The organism is Dictyobacter formicarum (assembly GCF_016587435.1).
This window is the reverse complement of record NZ_BNJJ01000004.1, coordinates 180,879-204,924: the sequence shown is the minus strand read 5'-3', so window position 1 is coordinate 204,924 and position 24,046 is coordinate 180,879. Positions and strand designations below refer to the sequence as shown.

At 49.6% G+C, this 24,046-nt stretch carries 22 protein-coding genes; 9 read left to right on the top strand and 13 right to left on the bottom strand.

Annotation, left to right across the window (positions count from 1 at the left end):
- Positions 1 to 31 precede the first annotated feature (31 nt).
- A complete protein-coding gene (locus JMI88_RS08400) occupies positions 32 to 1,090 on the bottom strand; it encodes a LacI family DNA-binding transcriptional regulator (protein ID WP_201361363.1) in 1,059 nt (352 codons plus the stop codon).
- Between the two features lie 286 nt (positions 1,091 to 1,376).
- A complete protein-coding gene (locus JMI88_RS08395) occupies positions 1,377 to 2,108 on the bottom strand; it encodes a YczE/YyaS/YitT family protein (RefSeq protein ID WP_201361362.1) in 732 nt (243 codons plus the stop codon).
- Between the two features lie 202 nt (positions 2,109 to 2,310).
- Here JMI88_RS08395 and JMI88_RS08390 point away from each other — a divergent pair, with 202 nt between their 5' ends.
- Positions 2,311 to 2,802, top strand: coding sequence for a hypothetical protein (locus JMI88_RS08390; RefSeq protein ID WP_201361361.1), 492 nt, complete (start codon positions 2,311 to 2,313; stop codon positions 2,800 to 2,802).
- A gap of 161 nt (positions 2,803 to 2,963) precedes the next feature.
- On the opposite strand, the gene JMI88_RS08385 is transcribed toward JMI88_RS08390, so the two are convergent.
- From JMI88_RS08385 to JMI88_RS08370, 4 genes are all read right to left on the bottom strand, one after another.
- Positions 2,964 to 3,428: an SRPBCC family protein gene (locus tag JMI88_RS08385; protein WP_201361360.1), complete on the bottom strand. Its 465-nt coding sequence runs from the start codon at positions 3,426 to 3,428 to the stop codon at positions 2,964 to 2,966.
- 184 nt (positions 3,429 to 3,612) lie between these two features.
- Positions 3,613 to 4,590, bottom strand: a complete 978-nt coding sequence (locus JMI88_RS08380) for a DUF929 family protein (protein ID WP_201361359.1) — start codon at positions 4,588 to 4,590, stop codon at positions 3,613 to 3,615.
- A 113-nt stretch (positions 4,591 to 4,703) separates the two neighbouring features.
- Complete coding sequence (locus tag JMI88_RS08375) at positions 4,704 to 5,231, bottom strand: GNAT family N-acetyltransferase (protein ID WP_201361358.1); 528 nt, start codon at positions 5,229 to 5,231, stop codon at positions 4,704 to 4,706.
- Between the two features lie 130 nt (positions 5,232 to 5,361).
- Positions 5,362 to 6,171, bottom strand: a complete 810-nt coding sequence (locus JMI88_RS08370; protein WP_201361357.1) for an AraC family transcriptional regulator — start codon at positions 6,169 to 6,171, stop codon at positions 5,362 to 5,364.
- 295 nt (positions 6,172 to 6,466) lie between these two features.
- Between JMI88_RS08370 and JMI88_RS08365 the strand changes: the two genes are divergently transcribed.
- Positions 6,467 to 6,757: a hypothetical protein gene (locus JMI88_RS08365; RefSeq protein WP_201361356.1), complete on the top strand. Its 291-nt coding sequence runs from the start codon at positions 6,467 to 6,469 to the stop codon at positions 6,755 to 6,757.
- Positions 6,750 to 7,544, top strand: coding sequence for a phytanoyl-CoA dioxygenase family protein (locus JMI88_RS08360; protein WP_201361355.1), 795 nt, complete (start codon positions 6,750 to 6,752; stop codon positions 7,542 to 7,544). The genes JMI88_RS08365 and JMI88_RS08360 overlap by 8 nt, the downstream gene beginning before the upstream one ends.
- A gap of 81 nt (positions 7,545 to 7,625) precedes the next feature.
- On the opposite strand, the gene JMI88_RS08355 is transcribed toward JMI88_RS08360, so the two are convergent.
- Entirely contained in the window at positions 7,626 to 8,540 is a 915-nt protein-coding gene (locus tag JMI88_RS08355) for a DUF4352 domain-containing protein (RefSeq protein WP_201361354.1), read from the bottom strand.
- A 256-nt stretch (positions 8,541 to 8,796) separates the two neighbouring features.
- Between JMI88_RS08355 and JMI88_RS08350 the strand changes: the two genes are divergently transcribed.
- Positions 8,797 to 10,008: a class I SAM-dependent methyltransferase gene (locus JMI88_RS08350; protein ID WP_201361353.1), complete on the top strand. Its 1,212-nt coding sequence runs from the start codon at positions 8,797 to 8,799 to the stop codon at positions 10,006 to 10,008.
- Between the two features lie 75 nt (positions 10,009 to 10,083).
- Here the strand turns inward: JMI88_RS08350 and JMI88_RS08345 are convergent, their stop codons facing one another.
- Positions 10,084 to 10,896 (bottom strand): carbon-nitrogen hydrolase family protein, encoded by an 813-nt coding sequence (locus JMI88_RS08345; RefSeq protein ID WP_201361352.1) that lies wholly within the window; start codon positions 10,894 to 10,896, stop codon positions 10,084 to 10,086.
- A 63-nt stretch (positions 10,897 to 10,959) separates the two neighbouring features.
- The gene (locus JMI88_RS08340; protein ID WP_201361351.1) at positions 10,960 to 11,973 is read right to left on the bottom strand and encodes a zinc-dependent alcohol dehydrogenase; all 1,014 of its coding nucleotides are present in this window, start codon (positions 11,971 to 11,973) and stop codon (positions 10,960 to 10,962) included.
- A gap of 716 nt (positions 11,974 to 12,689) precedes the next feature.
- Between JMI88_RS08340 and JMI88_RS08335 the strand changes: the two genes are divergently transcribed.
- From JMI88_RS08335 to JMI88_RS08325, 3 genes are read left to right on the top strand one after another with little or no spacing between them, the layout of a single operon-like run.
- On the top strand, positions 12,690 to 14,015 hold the full coding sequence (locus JMI88_RS08335) for an extracellular solute-binding protein (RefSeq protein ID WP_201361350.1): 1,326 nt from the start codon (positions 12,690 to 12,692) through the stop codon (positions 14,013 to 14,015).
- Positions 14,016 to 14,055: 40 nt separating this feature from the next.
- On the top strand, positions 14,056 to 14,997 hold the full coding sequence (locus JMI88_RS08330) for a carbohydrate ABC transporter permease (protein WP_201361349.1): 942 nt from the start codon (positions 14,056 to 14,058) through the stop codon (positions 14,995 to 14,997).
- Entirely contained in the window at positions 14,997 to 15,872 is an 876-nt protein-coding gene (locus JMI88_RS08325) for a carbohydrate ABC transporter permease (protein WP_201361348.1), read from the top strand. Before JMI88_RS08330 ends, JMI88_RS08325 begins: the two co-directional genes overlap by 1 nt.
- Before the next feature lie 110 nt (positions 15,873 to 15,982).
- Here the strand turns inward: JMI88_RS08325 and JMI88_RS08320 are convergent, their stop codons facing one another.
- Together JMI88_RS08320 and JMI88_RS08315 are read right to left on the bottom strand one after the other, a co-directional pair.
- Complete coding sequence (locus JMI88_RS08320) at positions 15,983 to 17,377, bottom strand: peroxidase family protein (protein WP_201361347.1); 1,395 nt, start codon at positions 17,375 to 17,377, stop codon at positions 15,983 to 15,985.
- Positions 17,378 to 17,554: 177 nt separating this feature from the next.
- On the bottom strand, positions 17,555 to 18,562 hold the full coding sequence (locus JMI88_RS08315; protein WP_201361346.1) for an aldo/keto reductase: 1,008 nt from the start codon (positions 18,560 to 18,562) through the stop codon (positions 17,555 to 17,557).
- A gap of 543 nt (positions 18,563 to 19,105) precedes the next feature.
- Here JMI88_RS08315 and JMI88_RS08310 point away from each other — a divergent pair.
- The gene (locus JMI88_RS08310) at positions 19,106 to 19,468 is read left to right on the top strand and encodes an RDD family protein (RefSeq protein WP_201361345.1); all 363 of its coding nucleotides are present in this window, start codon (positions 19,106 to 19,108) and stop codon (positions 19,466 to 19,468) included.
- Between the two features lie 295 nt (positions 19,469 to 19,763).
- Entirely contained in the window at positions 19,764 to 20,873 is a 1,110-nt protein-coding gene (locus JMI88_RS08305) for a CHAT domain-containing protein (protein ID WP_201361344.1), read from the top strand.
- 327 nt (positions 20,874 to 21,200) lie between these two features.
- Here JMI88_RS08305 and JMI88_RS08300 read toward each other — a convergent pair whose 3' ends face one another.
- Complete coding sequence (locus JMI88_RS08300) at positions 21,201 to 21,440, bottom strand: hypothetical protein (RefSeq protein WP_201361343.1); 240 nt, start codon at positions 21,438 to 21,440, stop codon at positions 21,201 to 21,203.
- A gap of 144 nt (positions 21,441 to 21,584) precedes the next feature.
- On the bottom strand, positions 21,585 to 23,342 hold the full coding sequence (locus JMI88_RS08295; protein ID WP_201361342.1) for an MptA/MptB family glycosyltransferase: 1,758 nt from the start codon (positions 23,340 to 23,342) through the stop codon (positions 21,585 to 21,587).
- Positions 23,343 to 24,046 lie beyond the last annotated feature (704 nt).

The window sequence follows — 24,046 nt, the reverse complement described above, 5'->3', positions numbered from 1 at the left end:
CATCATTGACCAGCCAGGCCATAAGCGTACTTTACTCAGGTAATGCGGCAGAGCCGGTGGAGGCGCGCGTAATCAGTTGGGTAGGAATAATGATTGGTGATAGCACGGGCGCATCGTGCTCGTCCTCAGACTCAATCATGCTGATGAGCCGTTGGATAGCACCTTGCACCATCGCAGAGCGATCCTGGCGAATCGTTGTCAGGGGTGGCTCGGTATAGCGGCAAAGATCCACATCGTCGAATCCAACCACAGACACATCGCCCGGCACATGTAATCCATGCTGGTGTAAAGCGCGCAAAACGCCGATTGCCATCAAATCACTGCCCGCCACAATGGCGGTAAAGTCTCGTGGCTGCCGCTCTTGCAGCAAGGTCAAGGTCGTCTGATACGCTTCCTCGGTATTCCAGCCCGACGCATATACCAGTTGTTCATCAACCGGCAAGCCAGCCTGCTGCAGAGCCTGGCGATAGCCGGTCAGACGCGCAGATCCAATCGGGCCATCCGTTCCCGATATGAGCGTCACAATGCGCTGATGCCCCAGTTGAATCAGATGCTCGGTAGCTTGCCTTGACCCATCCAGGTTATCAGAAGTCACATACGTAGAATTCCGTCCCTGGCTGAGGCTATCAATAAACACGGTCGGAATCTCTGCCTCCAACAACGCTTTAACGCGCTCATCGGCAGGATTCATCGCGATAGCAAGGATGCCAGCCACATGGCGCATCTGCAAACTACGGATATAGTTTTTCGCTGCATACGGTGAAGAAGGAAGAAGCAAATCATAGCGAGCGGCAGCGATCTCTTGCTCGACATCACGCAGCAAATCCAGATAAAAATAATGCTGCGTCTCGCCAAAGCTGGAGAACACGGTCGATTTCTGGTCGCCATAGAAAAGACAGAGCGCGATCGTCCGTGAGCGCTGTCGCACCAGGCTCTGGGCCACCACATCAGGCTCATAGCCAAGCGAGATAATCGCCTCTTGAATGCGCTTTCTCGCTTCCGCGCTAACACGTGGAGACCCGTTAAGTGCTCGCGAAACTGTGGCTCGCGACACACCAGCCATCCGAGCAACCTGCTCACTTGTAACCATTCACTCTACCTCCATGAACCAGTGTACACGTGTACATGTACACGTGTACACAGAATGACATAAAAAAGCCTTTCTGTCAAGCCTTTCGAGAATTTTAAAAAAAATCAGGGAATAGCACCAGTTCTGCCAGTTTCTTCTTTGAACGGACTGGCAGAACACAGTTGAAAGTAGCTACACGGTATCTGGTTTCAGCAGAGCAGCTAATGGATACGGTGTCACTCTATACTGATAACTATAAAACAAATTTACGAGTAGTGTATCCCTATATTTATGTATTTTTTGTGCACTAAGCTGGATTGCCGTATGAAGGCTGCAGGGCGTCATCATCGGCGGGTGGCAGGATAATTTCGGTCTTTACGGGCGTGGCCGCCAGCCGTTCCAACCAGTTGGTAAAATGCAGCTTTTTAAGCAACGTAAGGCTCAACTCAAAGGCAGGTCCGATGCCCAGGGCAAAGATCAATGTTCCCAGGCCGACGGTGCCACCTAACAAAAAGCCGATCAGCAAGACGGTGCATTCAATGGCGGTACGCACTATAGATACGCGCAACTTCGTCAACGCGTGCAGGCGCAACATCAAACCATCGCGTGGACCAGCCCCCATGCGAGGAGCAATATAGAGCGCGGTTCCCATACCAATAATAGCCACACCCAGCACATTTACAACCACCCTCAATACCCAGGATGTGTGCCCAAGGTCCGGCAGCCAGCCCAATCTGATATTTAAATCCGTAAATGCGCCGATCAAGAGCATATTTAAGACTGTACCAACGCCGGGCATCACCTTCAGGCATAGACCCAGGATAATAATAGCGGCCCCCACCACAATACTCGCCGTTCCAAAGGAAAGAGGCGTATGGAAGCTAATGCCCTGGTGAAATACATCCCAGGGATCCAGACCAAAATCTGAGCGATACAGAAATACAATTCCAGTTGAATAAAAAAACAGACCAACGACAAGCACCACGAAGCGCACCAGATACTGCCAGCAAAGAAATGTGCGCCAGGAAAACCTATGCATGAAAAAACATCCTTTTTGATAAGCAGGGTTGCATCAATAAAAATACGACTTATATTCAACTATAGAAAACTCGACACCAGGATACAACAGCCAAACAGGAACTCAGGCAACAGCCAATCCAAAATATTATCCCTTCCATTTTTGGGCCATATAGATGATAATAGATACAACGAGCAAATAACAAAGGAAGGTCGTATTGCAGATGTCTACAAAAGTGCGGGCAAACTTGAGCGGAGCACTCTATTCCCTTACACTGGTCATCCTGGCGATTGTTACAACAGTGATCGCACTTTATGTTTCCAACCGCAACTTCAACAATGTCCTGATCAATATCAGTGCCTTTGCTGGGGCCATCATAGCAACCATGATCCATACATTTCTCTGGTTATTTGCTATTCTGAGTCCACGCAAACCAACGCGCCCCAGAGGAATCTTGATTGGCCTCGGCACCGGTTTGTTGATTTATCCCATCATCACAAGCACGCTAGCCCTGATTTTCTCGCACCAGGGCAATCTGGCTACCTGGGCCTGGGTAGCGCTGATCATGATGCTCTCCAGCGGCTGGCTGATCGCCGTCATCTATGCCGTTGTGGATTACATCATGGTCTCACGTCTCCAAAAAATGATGGAGGACGCCCAGATTTCTGCTACCGCTCCAAACGATGCCGAAGAGCACGAAACATCCATCAACTAAATTGCTTTTTGGATGCGTTTTCGGGTGTAAGGATTCAATCGAGCGCAAGGCTCCAATCGGGCGCAAGGCCCGAACCTATGGGGGGAATATTTTCGGGCCTCGGGCGAGAAATCGGGCGCAAGGCCCGAACCTATGGAGGTGCGTTTTCGGGCGGTGAGGGATCAGGAGACACGAGCATCCATGTAGCTTTTCATTGCCGACAGGATACGCTCATTCTCGGCACGAATAAGTCGTAGCAGCGTCGCTTGCAGCAAAAAGAACAGGCCATGCGCGTGCAAGATAAGCTCCCGCGTGACGCGCGTACCTTCCGCCACCGGCTGTAACGTGTAGCGAATGGTAATATCCAATCCGCTGGCCAGCCAGGAACGCCGCTGTGGATTGGTGACCTGATGGAAGACAATACGTTTTGCTGGCTCCAACTCAACAATTTCACCCTGCATCACACTGGATTGACCACGATCAACGTAGGTTGTACCTGGCCGAACAGGATAATCTGAGGTCAGTACGGTCTCTGCATACATATTCGAGGAGGGCAGCCAGACTTTATAACCGGGCAGGTCCAGCAACAACTGATAGATGGGATCTGGCTGGCGCTGAATAGTGGTTTGAAAACGTAATTTTGGCATTGACGCTATCCTTGTTATTGACTTGAGAGAGCATTGAAATTCTCCACTTAAAAAGTATCACAGTTGGCTTCTCGCCATCCACCTTTGAACGTGACGCTACGCGCAGAACACAAGCGAAAAGACAACAGCATCTCTCTACTCTGCTCAGGATGCCTATCTATACAGCATATGCCAGCCTGATATGTTAGCTGTTCCGGCGCACATCTCTCTCAGATACCTGCCCGACCTGCGCCAGTTGTGTAGGACTGATGCCTGTGACGCTAGCTGTGGGCAGCGACTGCTCAAGCGATGGAATGGGATCTGCGGTACATACGTTGGCAGGTTGATTATTGGTGGCCTTACAGATGGCTGCCGTGAGCATATTGGCCGCACCCACAATGCCACGCGAGATATCGCTATTGGGATCGTTAACCGCGGTGGCAATATCCTGGTATGACTTCCCGGTCAGGACTGTACCAGAATAGTATGCGCCCACTGAGATGTATTGATTTCCAATCGACATAAATGGAATGCCCGATTGTTGTACATATGGAGGTTTGGCATATTGATTGACTATCTTCTGATCGTCGGGCGATAAGGTTTCCAGTGGGTTTGGATTAGGATTGGTGTTATCTGCAATCTCTTTAGACTCAAAGTCGATATAGTTGCTGTGGTAGCTCGACTTATAAAATGAGAAGGTCGGCACCTGGCTTTCCGCCGATAAAATCGGCGTCAAAGGGCTAAAGGAGCCAAAACGACTTAACGATGTAACGATCGCCCAGCGCTGAGCCGCGCAAATAGGACAATACTCGCCGCCCATGTAAAAAATCTCGGGCTTGCCGTTGGGTCCCTTCAACACAGGTGTGTTCTTGATGGCAGTCAATTGACCATTAAAGGTTCCTTTATCCACATGCGTAAAAACGTCTGGCTTAATGGTTGTGATGGTCTTAAAAGCCGTATCGCTACCGACTTTTGATTGCTCCGCCTCGTAATTAGCAATAAAAATGAAGGCACCCACAATCACTGCTACCATGAGCACAATGCCACCGACCAGCCACCAACTCGATCTGTTCGACCTCTGCTGGCGACCACGCAACTGCTGTGCTGATCTGGATTGCGAGGAACGCTGCTGGCGCATCTGCTCACGACGTTTAGAAGCCGAAAGTTGTTTCTGTTTAGCCATATATATCCCTTACTTTACAAGATTTTTGCAGACACACATGCAAATATCTATTGCAACACAATTGGGTAGAACTCTTACCAGGAATTAGGAAGGAATCCTGAGGAGAGCCATGTTTATTGTTGAGCTACCTGCCACTCCTCTTTAGTGAGGCTCCATCGTAGCATATCTCCATCGGGAACCAGGCGCTTCATTCCCAGCTTTTCCAGCACACGAATAGAACCCTGGTTATCATACAGGCAATCAGCAATTACTTTATATATGTCGCTCCGCTCAAAGGCCCAGGCTATCAGGGCGCGCGCCATCTCGGTTGCATAGCCTTGATTCTGATAGGCAGGTAAAATATTATAGCCAATATCTACCGTTCCCTCTTCATCAGGACCACCCTTCAATCCCATAGCCCCAATCAACACACGCTCCTCACCCTCCAGCATGATAGCGCCATCCCAGGCTTCGTGGCCGGGCTCGCGCTCAAAACCATCTAGTAATAGCGGCAATATCGGCTCAAAATCAGGACCCGGCCAATCCGTCGGAACTTTAGCATCCAGAACCCTAGCCAGCTCGCTACGATTATATAAAAAGAGTCTGATCAAAGACGCAGTCAAAGGCACCAGAGATAAGCGTGAGGATCGTACACGCATCATGTCAAGTATTCCTCTCTCAAATTTATCAATGTAACCACGCTGGTAAAAGCACGCTATCTACAACGCCTGAAGTATACTATATCTTCAGCTATCCTGCACAGAATAGCCCTTAAAATAAGGCCCCAGGAACTTAACTCCCCAACAATCCTTTACGGTAGGCAGCAGGCGAGACGCCTGTGTGGCGCGTAAAGATACGTGAGAAATAATGCCGGCTACCAAAACCATGGCGAGCGGCTATCTGCTCAATGCTAGCGTTGGTCAGCAAGAGTTGCTGCTCCGCTCGCTTGACACGCTGTAACTGGATATAGGCATTTGGCGTCTGACCCACGCATTCGCGAAAGCGACGACTGAAATAATCGACATTCATATGACAAAGCGCGGCCAGATCTTTACAAAGCAGCGGCTCAGCCAGGTGGGCATCAACGTATTCGATGGCAGGTAGCACCGGCTCTAAAGCATTGGTCAGCTGAAAGTAACGCTGCAAAGTAGCTGGCGCTATCTGCTGTAAATATTGTGTCAGCCCGGTGTATAGAATCGCTTTCAGGCGAATTTCCAGGATCAGACCCTCCTGTTGTGGTCCCGTCATCTCCTGAATACAGCTATGGACCATTTGCCGCAGCGACAGAGAAGCAGGCAGGCAGATCGGGGCAGCAAAAATTTCACGATAAATAATTGGCGAGAGGCCCAGTACATCAAAGTGCACAAAGAAATGCCTGAGCGGATGGGCCAGTTGAGCACTAAAACGAACCTCCGCTGGAATCACATAAAGTTGCTCGCCAGCCAGAGGATAAGGGGTTCCTTGATAATCGAGCAGCGCCCCATCACGATCATTCATGTAGAAACGCCAGAAGTGGCTCTGCACGCGCGGCAACTGCCACTGTGCTGGTCTCAACAACAATACCTGATAATTGAGCAGGCGAATATGAATCGTATCAGTCATCTATCTACACATCTCCTGGATAACCATAGTCAGTGATGAAAAATATTTAGCAACGCCGCTCACTTACGGCTAGCTACGCTGCCACCGGCTTATCCCTATGAACAGCATGTACTACAAAAAATTATACAAGCAAATGCAGTCTGACAGTGTGACAAAAATCAAAAAGTCGGGATGAGACACAAAAAGCTCGGATCTCAGGATAGGATTTCATGGATAGAAAAGGTTATCTTTAAAGCAGATTAAGTTGCGGTATTCTCTACATAGTAAAGAGGAACATGATGAGGAGGTCTCGAAGATGAGTGAGTTGCGACAACAAATACTCATACTCCATCTAACGTCGTCCGACCTGGCATCCAGGACGGTTGCCTGGGCGCTTTATGATGGGGCCAGCGCAGAAGATGCGCTGCCCATGCAGTCTGGTGATGAAAAAGAGCCACCCTATGCATCGGTGTTGGCCGCGATGCGTGCGGGCTGGAACGTGATCCAACTGGCAGCGCTCCCGCAGATAATCCCTGGCCATGAACATGAAAGCAGTTACCTCCCGTACGAATACGTTTTGGAACGAAAGGTGGCCATCAATGAGTAATGTAGAACGACATCATCTGCTTACAGCGGAACAAATGGCACGCTTTGTCACCGATGGCTTTCTAATCGTTGAGGATATCGTTCCCCAGGATTTGAATACGGCGGTACTGGAAGCGGAAAAAAATTGGGATGGGCCAGGCTATAATTTCTGGCATCAGACCGAAGTGCTGCGACAGGTTTTTGAAGAGCCACAGGTAAAGGGAGCCATCCAGAGCTTTGTGGGCGTCAACCCGGTCTATGACCATTCATTCCTACATATTGTCAGGGCCCACCATCTTAAAGCCCAGGAATGGCATGCAGACTCAATTATCGATGTGCGCCCATACGCATTCGATGTGCAGGCATTCTATTTTGCCCACGACGCTCCAGTTGAGATGGGTCCAACGCTGGTTTTGCCGGGTTCGCATCTGCGCAAAACCAACACGGCTAGCATCGCACGTTATAAAAATATTATAGGACAGCGCCAACTTGAAGCCAGAGGCGGCACCATTGTCTTTATGCACCATGGTATCTGGCACTGCGCCCAACCCAATCGAACCGATCAGACCCGCTATGTCTTTAAGCTGCGCTTACGCCCAGGTCAGGTACAACGCGGACTGTTTAACACTGACAACTATAAGAGTCCTGATGTTGAACAGATCATTAGAAAAGGCTACCAGGCATGGCAGGGCAATGAAGCGCGACTCGAACATATGCAGCGCGCCAAACTCTGGCGCTACGTGACCGGAGACGACAATATCGATGTCTCCTTTGAAAACGCACTGACACGCATGTCGATTCAAGCTTAAAACAGGCAAGCCAAAAGGCCAAACAAAAAGTGTTGCAGAAAGTGCGCATTTGCGCGCTTTCTGCAACACTTTTTGTTTGCCTTATAAACCTAATTTCCACTTGGCCTGACCAGGATCAGTGGCAAAGGAGTTAAACAGTGGCTCCCAGCTAATCATAGCGCCATGGTCGTTGGTCGGCACCTCAAATACGAGGTTACCTTCAATAGACTGGCCAGGATTGAGGTCGCCAAAGCTCAGTTGATTATCATAGCCATTAGGCACAATATATGAGTGAGTCGTCGACTTACCATCTGAGGTCAATAGCTTGAAGTCAAGCGGGTTATAGTGCCGCTTCTCACTGCTGGTGTTATCAATTTTGACGTGGATTTGCACAAACTGGGTGCCAGCCTTAGCTTGAGCATAATCATCATTTGGAATAGTACGCACCTGGGACATCGTACAATTCACATTCTGCAATGTACGTACCTGGCCAGAGTCCCCACCTGTCGTAGTCTGCCCGCCGGAATTTGTCGTAGTAGGAGTGGCATCAGTGGATGAGGTGCTTGTAGCTGTCGTGTGGGCAAGATTCGTTATGGCATTTGAAAAAATCGCGCAGGACGCAATCAGGGCAACCAGCAGGACGCCGACAATACCCAGCGTAATCCAGAGCCAGGTGCGATTCTTCTTAGGCGCAGGCGGATAGCCAGGATATTGTGGTGCTCCAACGGGAGGAGCATAAGGATTCGGAGCAGAATATCCCCCTCCCAGATTTTGCTGCCCACTCGGCGTGGGATAAGGCGACTGGGGACTATAAGGAGACTGCTGTAGATAGTCAGGTGAGCTATTGCCAGCCGTCGAAGGTGTCGGATAAGAAGGCGAAGAATAGCCCTGATTCCCAGGATAAGCCGGCGGGGCCAGCTGTGTGGGATCATACGGTGGTGGTGCAGCCTGCGTCGGGTCATACTGTGGATATTGAGTATAGTTGTTTTGCTGCGGCTGCTCAGGATTTTGGTTCATAAGAAAGTTATAATCCTCTCCAATAATAACAAAGCAACATGATTTTCGAACGGCGCAACCATACATTGTCATGTTTCAATCACTTCGTAGTATAACTGAAGATAGTAATGAAGACAAGCAAATTACAAAGTATAGCACAGATAGCTATTGCATAGTGCTGCAATGTACTATAACTTTCTAACGTTAATATTTGCCGCCTTTCTATTCCCGAAGAGATGAGATAAAATTGAAATCAATATATACTGAGGTGAAAGTTTTGGTATCTGCAACGGTCTGGTGGGAAACCCTTTTTTCTGTACTCGCTATATTAGAGAACATCGATATTAACTATACTTTGGTAGAATCTTCCGCTCTGTTTGCGCAAGGCGTCGTGCTACAAGAGAAGCCAATTCACGCTCAGACTGCGCCCAATGGTCTGGAGCTATCGATTCAATGGGACCTCATGCAGCGTGTTGCTGAGGCATTCGGAGTGCGGGAGAAGCCAGAGCGCCAGGCAGGCTGCGAAAGCTTTCATGTGCCCTATCAGGGTCTGACGGTGACGTTCTATAGCTATCTCAATACGGTTGTAGTGACCGATCCAGACCGCCTGCAACTACAGCATATGAACAGAACGGTCTGGGTCAAAGCATTGGATTATTATCTGCATGCATATCCCGAGGATCATCCAGTAACCCTGGCCGTACAAAGGTATTTTCAACAACTCCAGCAGCACAACAGCGCGCTCAATCAAAGCGCGTGGAATCAGGCGGCCTATGACGCCTGGGTACAGCGCCATGGTCCGCCACAAGTCCAGGCAGCACGCATCCAGAAAGATCCACAGACGCGGCTGGCCTCGCTCAATAAATATCTACCGCCCATCGCAGGCAAAAAAGTCATCAACCTGCTCGGTTCGCATGGCACCAAAGCTATCGCGCTGGCCATACTGGGAGCACAGGTCACGATTGTTGATATGTCGCAGGAGAACGCACACTATGCGCGTGAAGTCGCCGCCGCGGCCAGAGTCCAGTTGCGCTACCTCGTCACAGATGTCCTCAAGCTATCCCCCCAGGAGTTAGATGGCAGCTATGATCTCGTCTTTATGGAACTGGGCATCCTGCATTATTTTGTGGACCTGGCACCTCTGGCCCGGATAGTGCAGCAATTACTGCGCTCTGGCGGTCGCCTGATCTTGCAGGATTTCCATCCTGTTTCGACTAAATTGCTCAGCTCAAAAGGGAAAAAGCATAAAGTGAGCGGCAATTATTTTGACAAAAGCCTGCATGCCACCGACGTGGCCTTTAGCAAACATCTAACCGAAAAAGATGCGACAGATATCCAGCAAGTCTATCAGCGCTACTGGAATCTAGGTGAAATTATCACCGCCTTTGCGGCGACGGGCCTGGTCATTCAGCGTCTGGACGAGGAGCCGAACAGCAAGATCGATGATATGGGGATTCCCAAAACGTTCACCCTGGTTGCCGAACGATAGGTTCGAGGCTTGCCCTCGATTTCTGGTTGCCGAATAATAATCCCCACGTGGGTTCGGCGCTTGCCATCGATTTCTTCATTGTCGAACGAACAGGTCCGGCCGACGATGCGTCAGTGCGGGCAATGTCTGGCGAGCGACGTCCAGGCGCTGTGGATCCATGTCAGAATAAAGCATGCATTCTCCCTCGTTGCCCTCTGCCAGCACAACGCCCAGAGGATCAATCAGCAAAGAGCGGCCCAGATAGTTATTGCCCACCTGATCACAGGAGAACATATAAGCGGTATTTTCAATCGCCCGCGCCGCCACCAGATGCTGCCAATGCGTCTCTTTCAAGGCGCCCATCACCCAGGCCGAAGGCATTACAAAGAAATCGACCCCCTGCTCAGCCTGATAGCGCGCAATTTCAGGAAAACGTAGCTCATAGCACACAAACAGTCCCATGCGTCCAAAAGGAGTCTCTAGCGGCGTAAATAGCTGCTCACCGGCCGCAAAAACCTCCGACTCGCGAAAGCCAAACGCATCATAGAGATGAGTCTTGCGATAAAAAGAGACCAGGCTGCCATAATTATCAATTACGACGGTGGTATTGTATGTTCTGTTGGCGACCTTATGCGCCGTCTCTAACATGCCGCTTATCACCCAGATGCCGGCCTCGGTCGCCGCCTGGCGCAGACCAGAAACATAGGCACCATCCAGCGATTGAGAGACGCTATGCGCGTAGGCAGCATTAAAATTCTCTTTCGTCAGCAGAGCCATAAATATTTCAGGAAAAATAATCAGTTGAGCGCCAGCATTGGAGGCCTGCCTGATAGCCGCGCTGGCGCGGACCAGATTTTGCGCAGGGTCAACCTGAGATGACAACTGGGCAACGGCAATACGTGTAACCATCTTATCTCATCCTCCTTGTGCAGGCTGGCCCCGGTCCTAATTATGAGGCCAGCCTGATGATAGCTAGAGACGAGTCCAATCAAAGAGTACTCCCATAGCGGTTGCCCGCTCCTCACGTAACATGCGATACGCCTCAACAGCATCTGCGGGAGCATAACGATGAGTAATTAAATCATTGACACGCATATCACCACGTCCAACATAATCAAAAAATAACTCGCCCATGCGCAGATGGGTCCAATAAGCATGATCGGTTGAAGCGGCAGGAGGATTATTATCATGGGCGCCCACAATAGTCAGGCCGCGGGTCACAACATCTCCGGTGAGCTGCTGGGCCGCGGGCGTACCGGTATCGCCCAGCAAAACAACGCGACCTAAATTGCGCGCCAGGCCCAGGGCCAGGGGAAACACCGGAGCAGCACCCGTTACGTCGTAGACGACATTGACGCCCCGACCCTCGGTAAGAGCCAGCACATGCTCTCGTGCCTGGTCCACTCCCATTGGTAGGATCGTCATTGCCCCATGGCTACGAGCCATCTCCAGGCGCTTCTCAGCTACATCGATCGCGATAATCTGTTGTGCTCCTAGAAGCCTGGCATACTGCACGACCAGTTGTCCCAGCAGCCCTAATCCAATCACCGCCACTGTGTCGCCCAGTTGATGCTGTGCTCTGCGCACGCCATTCTGCACAATCGTAGCCAGGTGAAACCAGGTGGCATCCTCATCGGACACGGCATCTGGAATGCGATACAATGGCTCCTTCGCCGGCACCACCTTGTACTGACTATGGCTCTGTCTGATAGCGATGCGCTCACCCTCACGTACGTGTTGCACATCCTTGCCGACCGCAGCCACACGCCCAACCAGGCTATAGCCCGCATGGAATGGATATTTGACCCAGCGATCCCAGTGTGTGCCCGGATCAAACAGCCGTCCCAGGCAAATACCCTCGGTACCAGTGCTGATCAGAGACGTTGTAGCCTGGAGCAAAAATTCATCTGGACCCAGTTCGGGCAGCAATTCATCATAAATTTCAACCTGATTTTTTCCAGTGAAGACAATATTTCGTGATTGCACGCGACAACTCCTGACTGCTCTTTATACAATACTTTTATTCTTAATAACTACCAATATAACATATCTGCCATATTTATCTGTACAGATCTTTTTAAGAGCCAGGAACTACAAATAATTTCGATACTACAAATGAACATTTAAAAAGTTTGAAGCAACTCCAAAAATTAATACAACGTTGTATCGAAATTTTTAAATAATTATGTTACAATTACCTCGACAGACGAAAGTGTTCCCGATTGAAAAAAACATCGAGAAATATTTACAAATAGAGCGACCCGATCGGGAATGGCAGATAAAGCTCATGAGTGCTGAGTGGCTTATCTTTATCCTTACATCGAGCAGAGATAAGCAATGAAAGTTCAGTCAACCATAGTGCCATTCATGCAATGGCCACATTCGTCTTGAGGGGATGCTATATGCAAACATCACAGAACCGGAGCCTACTATCCCACACGTCAATGGAGACGCCAGCATTATGGAACGGTACACAGGAATATCCTTCCACCACTCCATACCGAACCTCTTTTATGCCACCGCCAAGCTTTTACGTTGCCCGCGACAAACGATGATACCTACCAGGGTCCTTTTTTCAGCAACGATATCTGGTGCAGGCATGATGTCTAGCGGACAAACAGTCAACATAATGAGACTGTTTTCAACTTTGATGCCTTAATGACAACTGTAAACGCTCATTTATCCCAGGAAAGGAACTAACGATGATGTATGAGCCAGGCACGAAGTCAGAGAGAAAAAATGGAGGGCGCATGAAACGGCGAGCCTTCCTCGAAAAATCTCTGGCACTAGGCGTTGGTGGTAGCGCAGCGATCTCGCTGCTGAGCGCATGCGGCACATCTGCCAATGCCGCAGCTGGTGTTACCTATTGGAACCTCTTTGGTGGCGGCGATGGTGCACGCATGATTCAAATGCAAGACATGTTCACCAAAAGCCATCCCGATATCGCGTTAAAGGCTGTTACCCTGGCGTGGGGACAACCCTACTATACCAAAGTCGCCATGTCAGCGGCTGGTGGCAGGGCACCCGACGTTGGCATCTGCCACCTTTCACGGCTCTCCACTTTTGCCGCCATGAACTTTCTGGACCCATTCGATATAGACCTGCTCGGACAGGTAGGCATCACCGAACAAAACTTCCTGCCTGAGGTCTGGCAGCGCGCGACATACAACGGCAAGCTCTATGCTTTGCCATTGGATACGCATCCCTATGTGATGTACTACAACACTGACGTCTGCAAAAAGGCCGGCCTGTTAGATGCCGACAACAACCTTAAGCCAATGCAGGGACCAGATCAGCTGATCAGCGCATTCAAAGCAGCCCAGAGCGTCACCGGCTTTACGGGCATAGCATTCCTGGATTCCTGGCGGCTCTTCGATTCGCTGTATGGTCAATTGGGCGGTAAAATCCTTTCCCCTGATGCCAAAGAGATTGTGCTGGATGATGATAAGGCCGAACAGGCCCTGAATTTTATGGCCGATCTGACGCTGAAATCGAAGGTAATGCCAGCCAACATTGATTCAGTGGCCGTCTTTGGTAGCGGTAAATCTGGCTTCCTCTGGAATGGTGAATGGGAAGTAACAACCTTTATTACTCAGAAAACTCCCTTCAACATGATCCCATTCCCTAATGTCTTCGGCAATACACACGTCTGGGGCGACTCGCATTCCTTTATTTTGCCCCATCAGGCCTATCCTGATAAAGGTCGGCAACGCTCGGCCTACGAGTTTATGGCCAGCATGCTCAAAGAAGGTCAGGTCTGGGCCGAAGGTGGGCATATCCCCGCTTATCTACCAGTCGCCACTAGCGATGCATACAAACAGCTCAAACCTCAATCCAACTATGCCAATGCGGCCGCCGATGTCGTTGCCGATCCGGCAGCCTGGTTTAGTGGCGCGGGCTCTGAATTCGAAACTCAGGCCAATGGCGCATTCCAGACGATTCTACTGGGTCAATTAACTCCCAAACAGGGCATCCAACAATTCAAAAAGGCTATCCAAAAGCTCATTAACACACCGTCACCAATTTGATGCTAAGGCAAGTTTCTTTACTCAATGAAAGGCATAACACATGTCTGAAATGCTTATTCAACAAGAGGCAGCCCAATCTGCCAGGCAAGCTCGTACGGCGCCTCAAGGTAAGGTCAACTGGCGCACCCAATTGACGGGATGGAGCTTTGTGCTTCCTTTCCTGATTGGCTATGCAATTTTTACGCTCTGGCCAGTCGTGCTCGGTTTTCGCATGAGCTTCTATAACTGGAGCTTAAACGGCGTAACGCGTTTTCTGGGATTGGGAAACTACCAGGAGTTGTTGGGCGATGCCGATTTCTGGAGTTCGCTCTGGCACACCCTCTATTTCACTGTTTTGAGCACTCCTATCCTTGTGATTCTGGCTTTTTTTCTAGCTCTGCTAGCTAATCGGCAAATGCCTGGTCGCTGGCTCTTCCGCACAGCTTTTTTTATTCCGGTGGCATTGCCTATCGCAGTAACCGCTATCATCTGGAACTGGCTCTATCAGCCCGGCTTTGGTCTGATCAATAATATCCTAGCCGGCATTGGCCTGGGACCGGTTGACTGGCTCAATGATGCCCATGTCGCCATGATCTCGATCGTTATTATGACCGTCTGGTGGACGGTGGGTAGCAACTTCCTACTCTACCTGGCTGGACTGCAACAGGTGCCGGCGGAACTCTATGAAGCGGCCGCGATCGACGGCGCCGGATCATGGGCAAAAACCATCTCGATTACCTTGCCGCAATTAAGCCGCATCACGATGCTGGTGGTCATTCTACAGGTCATCGCCTCCCTGCAAGTCTTTGGTCAGATGTACCTGCTCACCGGCGGCGGCCCCAACTTCGCGACGCGCTCCGTGGTGGAGTACATGTATGAGACGGGCTTCTCATCCTTCCGCATGGGCTTTGCGTCCGCGGCATCCTATATTCTCTTTATCCTGATGCTGGTCATCACCATTCTGCAATTCACCCTGTTCCAGCGTCCACAGAGGAGGGCATAATGGCCACACAGAGCATACAAGACACCAACACAGCAACGACCAGGCGCCCAATGAATATGTCGCGCAAAGTAACCAGCCGGGTCGCCTTTGTCATTCTGCTAATCTTCGCCATTCTCTGGCTACTGCCAATTGCCTGGGTACTGGATACCTCGTTTAAGCCAGAGGGCGAAACGACGATCCTGCCGTTGACATGGCTATCATCAGCCTTCAATATCCAGGCCTATATCAGCGTGCTCTCGACCGGCGATCTGCCGCGCTGGTACTTTAATAGCGTCCTCACCTCGGTCATCATTGCCGTGGCCGTAGTGCTGCTGGCCAGCATGGCATCTTTCTCCATCTCGCGCATCCCCTTCAAAGGGCGCTCAGTCGTCTTCTGGATCATTCTCTGTGGCCTGATGATTCCCGGACAGGTCTTGCTGGTCCCTTTGTTCTCGCTCATGCAGTCGTTCCAGATGATCGATACCTATTGGGGCATTATTCTGCCTCAGATCTTCTCACCTTTCGCGGTCTTTATCTTCAAACAATTCTTTGATGGTATCCCGCACGAATACGAGGAGGCAGCGCGCATGGATGGTGCCAGTCCGTGGCGCATCTACTGGCAGATCTGGATGCCCCTGTCACGGCCGGCCATCGCCACCATCGCCATCTCAACCTTCGTGGCCGCCTGGAACAACTTCATCTGGCCCTTCCTGGTCGTCACCGGAACAGACATGATGACCATCCCGGTTGGGCTGGCCACCGTCCAGACTTCCTACGGTATCCGCTATGCCCAGATTATGGCCTCCGCCATCCTGGGTGGTCTACCCGCCGTCATCGTCTTTGTCATCTTCCAGCGTCAGATCGTCGCCGGTCTTGCAGGCGGTCTGAAGGATTAAACGCAAAAAAAAATTGTATAGGTTGGGACTTGCTCCCAACCTATACGATCTTCTTTTTGCAAAAGTAATATCAAGCATCCATTTCATGTACGGTTGCTCCTCAACAATCACTATGCGACACCAGCAAACATCAACAGAGCGGCCATGCTGAACTGTTGTGGTAGTGCGGCTGGAAACGTTGGGATCCATCCTTTAGGAGCATGCCAGTACGATGTGGGATCATAGAGCAACAGACCCAGCAAGACCTCGGCGATAATACGGCCTCCTACTGGACCCATGTATTCACCGTGATGATATACTTCAGCCTCTTTAAGCAGGTAATACCAGAGTGGAGTCTCGCCCTGCCAACCTAGCTTTCTCAATCCAACCTCCTCCGGCGTCAATGGGCGTACATGCATCAAACCAGCAATCGCTTCACCTGATGGTAAATCTAGTGCCTCGCCACGCTCAAGATCTCGATAGGCCAGTGACTTTTGCTCAGGAATATCCGTCTCGCCCACCACACGTACAGGTAGATCCATCAAGGAATGGGCGATCCAACTATTGATACGCTTACTTGCCTGTGGAGCAAGGCTGCCAGGAATAGAAAAATAGTAAGACCACTCAAGGGCGCGCGTATGGTCAACCGGGCAGGTACCAGCACAGTCGGGAAAGACCTGCCCGCTCGCTCCCCGGCTATTGAGCAAATAGCGGGATCGAATCTGGCTATGTCCAAAACGGTAAGCGGCATCCGCGAACTCGACGGGAATGTAAGCCTGCTCGCCGGGGGCTGCAGCAAAAAAGCGCGGCCCAACCTCTAGTATATCCTCGACCAGATCCTCACCAACAGTCAAAGGAAGGAACTCATGTACAATAATCCATTGGTAGTGCCAGCGCACCAGGCGTCGGGCTTCATCAAACACGGCCGCCGCTGGCGTGCCTTGCAAACGCAAGTGATCCACTACGCGATTATGAAACTTAAGCAAAGCCAGGTGCAATTGTGAAATAAACAGATGCACGTCATTGCGCGGGTCCGCCACTAACGCCCGTCCCTGCCGATTACGCGGCACGTCATCGGGATTACCAGCATCGTTAATACCCAGCAAGAATTTGTCTGAATCATCTAAATCGTAAAGAAAAGGATCACCAGACGGACCGGCACCATAAATGCATTCTAGATCCAGTCGTGGTTGACGGAAATTGCGCAATTCTTTCAAGCGCGCGTGATGAAGAAGGAGGCTACGATCAGCAGTAATGTCATGAGCAATAAATTGGCCCAGAAAAGTAAAACCAGCTGGAATACGAGGATTATCAGTCAGGCTTTCCTGGTCGCCGGATGAGCGAGCGGCAAGATCCATTACCGAACCAGCTCGACCTAGTTTCAGCAATAGGGCTTCGTCTACAGCCAGAGGCGGCAAGTCAGCGAACAGGCGACCATATTTACTCTGGCTACCTTCAACTGTTTGAGCATGGGGAGAGAGTGCGCTTTTGAGATGGGGGCTGATGACACAGCTGTGCATGTTCATATTGAGCTTCCTTTCGAAATAGCCTGCCAACGCTAAAGGAAAACCTCCAATATAACGTCACACAGAGCAATTTCGGGGATGCCAGATATTTGTGCACCCCGAAATTACTCTTACTAGATTATGTACAGTACAGGCCTCATTACTATATAGTAAGGCCTATTTAGTGAATTGATAATGTTAACGCCTGGCGATTTCTTTGTCGCGAATACGCGGCAAGTTATACCAGAGATCGTCGCAGGCGCGCAATTCTTCTTCATCCAGGGTCAATCCGACGCCGCCCAGACTCTCTTTGAGCTGTTCGGGCCGGCTGGTGCCGAGGATAGCTGAGGTGACCGCCGGTTGAGACAGTACCCAGGCCACGGCCACGTTGGTCAGCTGTTTGTTACGTCCCTTCATAAATTCTGAGAGCTGTTTCACCTGCTCGTGCAGCGCTTCATTCCAGTAGCGGCGGCGATACAAATCATTGGGATTCTTCGACTTGAAGCGCGTCCCCGTCTCGGCCTCTGGCTTTTCCACATAACGGCCAGTCAGTACGCCAGCGGCCAGCGGATTATATACGATCACACCAACGCCGTGCTCCTGGCACAATGGCAACAGCTCATCCTCAATCATGCGAAAGGCCATATTGTAGCGCGGCTGCACACACACAATGCGTTCCAGGCCATTGACCTTGCTGGTCCAAAGAGCATCGGCCAGACGCCAGGCGGGGAAATTCGAGCACCCCACGTAACGCACCTTACCGGCGCGCACCAGGTCATCCATTGCGCGCAGGGACTCTTCAATCGGCGTCCCGGCATCAAACTGGTGCATCTGGTACAGATCGATATAATCAGTTTTCAGACGCTTCAAGCTGGCCTCGCAGGCTGCGATGATATGGCGGCAACTCAATCCCTGATCATTAGGATTGGATCCCATCTTGCCATAACACTTGGTAGCCAGCACGATCCGGTCGCGAGCATTACGCTCGCGCAGCCAGTTACCCACAATCTCTTCGGTCACACCCACCAACGCCTTCTCGCCACCGGGATAAACATCAGCCGTATCAAAGAAATTGACCCCACCCTGCTCAGCTGTATCCATGATCTCAAACGCCGTCGCCTGGTCCGCCTGATTGCCAAATGTCATCGTGCCCAGGCAAACCTCACTCACCTTCAGGCCCGTGCCACCTAGACGTTTAATTTGCATAATTTGCAACTCCTTTGCTTAAATACTTTACGCATAAACTATAAACCCTCTCATATCACTGGGGCGCTATCTTATTTTACACTAATTAGTCAGCGTATACGTATAAGCTCGTTGCGCGGACTCAACGGATAACCCCATCAAGCATCAATACATACATCGTGCGATATTCAGGCAGGATGGTAAAACCCGAAACCTCAACAGTATATACTGAGAAAAAGGCATTCAAACTCGAGAATAAAGATTGATGGGTATAATTTCAATGATGGGTATATCGCTATACTTTATATAGAGTAGCCCATATAAAAACTTCAAGGCACACGATTATCATACTTATGCATAAAGATAGATATAGGTTTCCCTTTACACATAAATATATTTTTATACAAAAATGGCTTTCACTAAATATGCATGTGTGCGGGAAGATTAATGACATAAGATGATACAATCGATATTATTGACAATATAGCTATATTAATGTACTCTAGAAGAAGAGCTTATGTATCATTTTTCAGTTTTAAGCTGGAAAAGCATTGGAGGTTTTAGATGCAAGCACCATATGCAGAACAGGCAAACACCCCGGCATATGCCGGCGTAGGAATCCGCTTTCTAGCCGTGCTCATCGACGCAATTATCCTCGGTATCGTTGGAAGTATAATTACTATGCTTTTAAGCAGGCAAGCAGCTATTGCAGGCATCTTAGAAGCACTAATATTCTTCCTTTACTTTATTATCATGGAAGCAACTAGCGGCGCTACGCTGGGCAAGAAAGCACTTGGCCTGCGCGTTGTTCGCGAAGATGGAGCTCCCATCAGCTGGACAGAGTCGATCATTCGCAACTTGCTGCGCATTATTGATGGCTTGTTTGCCTATCTCGTAGGTGCCATCTTCATCTGGACCTCCCCCTGAAGCAGCGTCTGGGCGACAAAGCAGCTCATACATTAGTTGTCAAAACCCGCTAAGCCATATAATTCGATTTCATTAATAAAGAGTGACAGAGGTTTTTCTTTGTCACTCTTTTTGTGTGCGCAAAATAAACACTGATCAGATTTTATGACTGAAAAAGCTTCTGCTGCTTTATTCACGCTGCAACGCAAAACCATTATGCATTACATTTATATACGCAAATTCTTGACTTCACATCCTCTGTGGCCTACAATAATGCTGCAAATTCAGCATCATAGTCTTTGAGAGGAAAATACTCGTGGATAACAATGAAATTGTCAAAATACTCTTCCTGGCTGCCTCCCCAAATAACGCGGCTCTTCTAGAATTAGATAAAGAGATTCGCTCTATCAAAGAAAATATTCGAGCCAGTAAATATGCCAATAATTTTAGAATAGAGGATACCTGGGCTGTCCGTGACAATGATCTTTTGTTTCAGATGAACTTACATACTCCGCAGATAGTTCACTTTAGTGGACATGGCACAAAAACTGGAGAATTGTTGGTCGAAAGAGAGGATAGATCCTCCACGCTCATTTCAGCTCAAGCACTGCAATCATTATTTCGCAACTTCAAAAACTCCACACGTATGGTAATCTTGAACGCCTGTAACTCTCACATTCAGGCACAAATGGTCGCTGAAGATATCGATTTTGTCATTGGCATGAGCCAACCAATAGGAGACAATACAGCCATCGTATTTATTTCCGCTTTTTACTCAGCATTAGGGTTCGGGCATTCAATCCAACATGCATTTAATCAAGCATTAAGCCAGTTACAAATAAAAAATATAAAGAAAGAACACATTCCCAGGCTGTTTACCCGCACAGGTGTTGACGCCAGCACTACCACATGGAAAGAACTACTCGCCTCAAGCAAGCAGCCGATATCAGCACCAGCAATAAATAGACCTATATCTATCTTCATTTCTTACGCGCCTGAGGATGATAAATTCAGGCAAGACTTAGAGAAACACTTTAGCGTGCTGAGAAGAAATAAAACTATTACTATCACGAATGTAGAGAGCACACTAGGTGGGCAGCTAGGTGAGGACAAATTAGTTGAGTACCTCAATGCGGCGGATATAGTTTTACTGTTAATCAGTCCTGATTTTATGTCTTCGGACAGTCTGTATGATAATGAACTAAAGCCTGCGATGAACAGGCGCCAACGAGGCCTCACGTGGGTCATCCCGATTATTGTTAGAAAAACTGCCGATTGGGAGAGCGACGAGTTTTTCGGTAAACTTCTGACATTGCCGCGTAACAAAAAGCCAGTCTCTCTCTGGAGCGATCGAGATAGCGCAATGGCATCGATTGTTCAAGAGGTGCGGCGCGTAATCGATGAAATAAAAGCGCAACGCTCGTAGAGCATATGGCAAGGCATCCGCTACCCGAAACGCAATCCCATCCATGCGACCATGCCTCTTTAACCCGCTCGTGTTTAAGATGCGTTCGTACATGTGCGGGTTACGTTACGTGTTGCGGGCGAGCATGCCGGCGGCTTGCTCCAAATGGCTTGGTCAAATTTGACCTGATACGGTTGCATGGATACAATGATAGCTGTACAGCTCACCCTGCGTCCACAACCCCAGAAAGTCTGAAAAATAGTCCATGGTGCAAAAAATGTGTCTGGACACATTTTTTGCACCATGGACTATCCATAAATACAAATTTAGAATATAAAATGAGAGGAATTAGTGAGCTACGGCCTCTAGTCCGGATACATAGCCTTCGGATTCTCTGGCTACATGTAAGACCCAGAATAGCTCGCGCACAGTGTGGGTGCGCGCAAAAGCATTCCAGCCCTGCTCGCTGCCAACTATGGTTGAGCTGGGAAGCCATTCAAAAGCAGCATACTCTCGTTGACGTGCAAATTCTAGTAGCGCCTCACGCACACGACATTCTTCACAATTTCCACATGTGCAAATTTTCATAAATACAGAACACCCTTTACATAATATTTATTAACCATCAAAATTCTATCATGCAAGCCACGATAAAGGAACCTATCGGGACTGTTGTACGCGCATAAAAATAGCTGCCCACGTGGGCAGCTATTTTTATGCGCGTACAACATATTACCTGGTTGCGACACTGGTATCTTCAGATTCCGAGGGCGCGGGTAACTCTTCTGTCTTTGGCGCGGACTTGTGCCGCGCACGGATATAGAAATAGACAGCCAGCGCAGCGATAATCGGTGGCGCCATCATCAAAACATAGCGTATAGCCAGCTGATAGCCGCTGAGATGGAAGAAGGCCAGATTCATGTAAGTAAGGACGGCACTGGCGGAGAAAACGAAGCAGAAAGCCACCAGCGCACGCGTAAAACGTCCCGTCGAAAAGGCCAGCATGATCGGGGCCAGCGCAACCAGCCAGACTACGTACCAGGAATAGAACCAGGGAGTAACAATCAGAATAATGGTCATGGTTGTCAGGCTACCTACCACCAGGGTACGCATCGAGGGTGAGCGCCAGGTATACCAGGCACCCGCAAGCACTGCCACACCCATCACCAGGATATCAACTTTACTCCAGAAGCCACGATTGGCCAGCGCATGAGCAACAAAAGTGACCACTGGAATCGAAGTATGGGGGTGCACATATAGCCAGTTCATCGCCACACGCATCAAAGAATTTTGCGCCCCACTGGAAGATGGCGGCGTACCGAAACTGCGCACGATCTCGCTCAATCCATGACCAATCCAGAAGGGTAAATATGCAGCTAGCGTAATCGCAACAAAGAGCGCACCGGCGATGACGACATTTTTCAAGGCAGCCCCCCAGGGCATTTCCCGCGCTATCTTACGTGGCGCACCCAACGTTTTAGCGGCCAGCACAAACAAGAAAAGGATGATCACCGGGATCGAGGTAAACTTTACCAGCACGGCCAGCGTCAACACCACCAGCGCCGGCCAATAATGCTTGAATCGGGTAAAGCCAAGCTGATTGGCGCGAAAGCAGAGTAAGAAGCCATACAACAGCAACGTACTCATGAAAACATCGTTATGAGCCCCAAGAGGTCCCTCAAACAGCATCAAAGGATTCAAAGCGTAGAGGAACATTCCCAGCGTCACGGTACGTTCCGAGCGCCCATTCATACGTAAAATGCGTCCAATCAACAACACATTCAACACATGGCAGGCGAGCCCCAGGCATCGATAAATATAAAAGTAAGGTAGTGGGTTATCACCAAAAATAAGCGAGAGCAGTCCGGCCAGATAGACCCAGATGGGTCCATAGGCGGATGGCGCGTCGCTCCAGCCGTCGATATGTGTCAGCAGATCGTTATAAGCAACCTGTCTGGGAGTAGAAAAATATGGATTCGCGCCATGCGCCCCCACCAGATTGCCGTAATCAGCATACACAAAGAGATCTTTTGAAGCCATACCAGGAGTCAGGACAAAAATCACGCCCGCGATAATAGCGCCAATCCACATCCAGCGGCGCACTACTCGCATCTGCTCGTCGCTAGCACGCCTGGCAATAAAGTAGGCAGCTACTGTATAAATGACAAAAGTCAGCGCCAGCAGCAACAAAACCTCGAGGTTGCCCGTCAGATAGATCGCCACATTATCCGCATGGGAAAAATGCATCGGCAGCCAACGCCCCCAACCAGTTAAAAATGGCATCGCTAGTGGTGTAAAATTGTGTGGGGTCGCAATATCCTCCGTCAAACCTGTATAGCCTACGTTCTTCAGGCGAGCAATAGGCGTGGTGCTTAGCAAAATGCATACGACAAAAGCCAGTACACAAAAGATCATAAACCATGGTCGAGCTTTTTTTTGACCCGCTAACTGATTTGGTATTGGTTGCCCTGTTTCTATCGTTTTACTCATAATAATTATTCTACACTCAATATGTCTACATCTTCAGATGCTCGCAACACAGGTTGCACAAACGCTACACTTGTCTAATACGAGAGAGGAATCATGGAGGTAACCGTTTCACACGAAAAAGGTACCAAGCCTATCGGCGCTATTTATCTATCTGAACCATCGGCAGCAGACATAATACTACAGCGGTTATTGCTGGCAGCGATACTCAACAATAGTTTCGCTAATTATATCTAAATGCATTTACCAGTCTCAACCATCCAGGCCTTGACACAAACATAACATAAATACACTGCCATGTACATAGAAAGACCCAAAAGCTTAAAGCGGGCCTGAAAGCCATAGGGTTCGCGCCTTCGGCCCCTGACACGAGCGCCTGCGGCGCTCAAACAGTTTTATTCAGGCAATGGTGCAAAAAAGGCGCGCTGGGCGCGCCTTTTTTGCACCATTGCCTGAGACTGTGTCAGACTCCCACGCCCATCGTGATCTCTCCGCCTCACGCTACGCTCCTGCGGAGCTCAAAAGAGGTTTTTATGTTGGTGCAAAAAGTGCGCTGTGCGCACTTTTTGCACCAACATAAAAAAGAGATTGGGGACGCCTGCGTTCCCCAGGCTCGGGGGCGCTTTGATTCCCAGCACGCTGGGAATCAAACACATTCTGAATAAAAAAGTGCGGCCGCGCATGCGGACGCCCGTACAGGGGTGCTT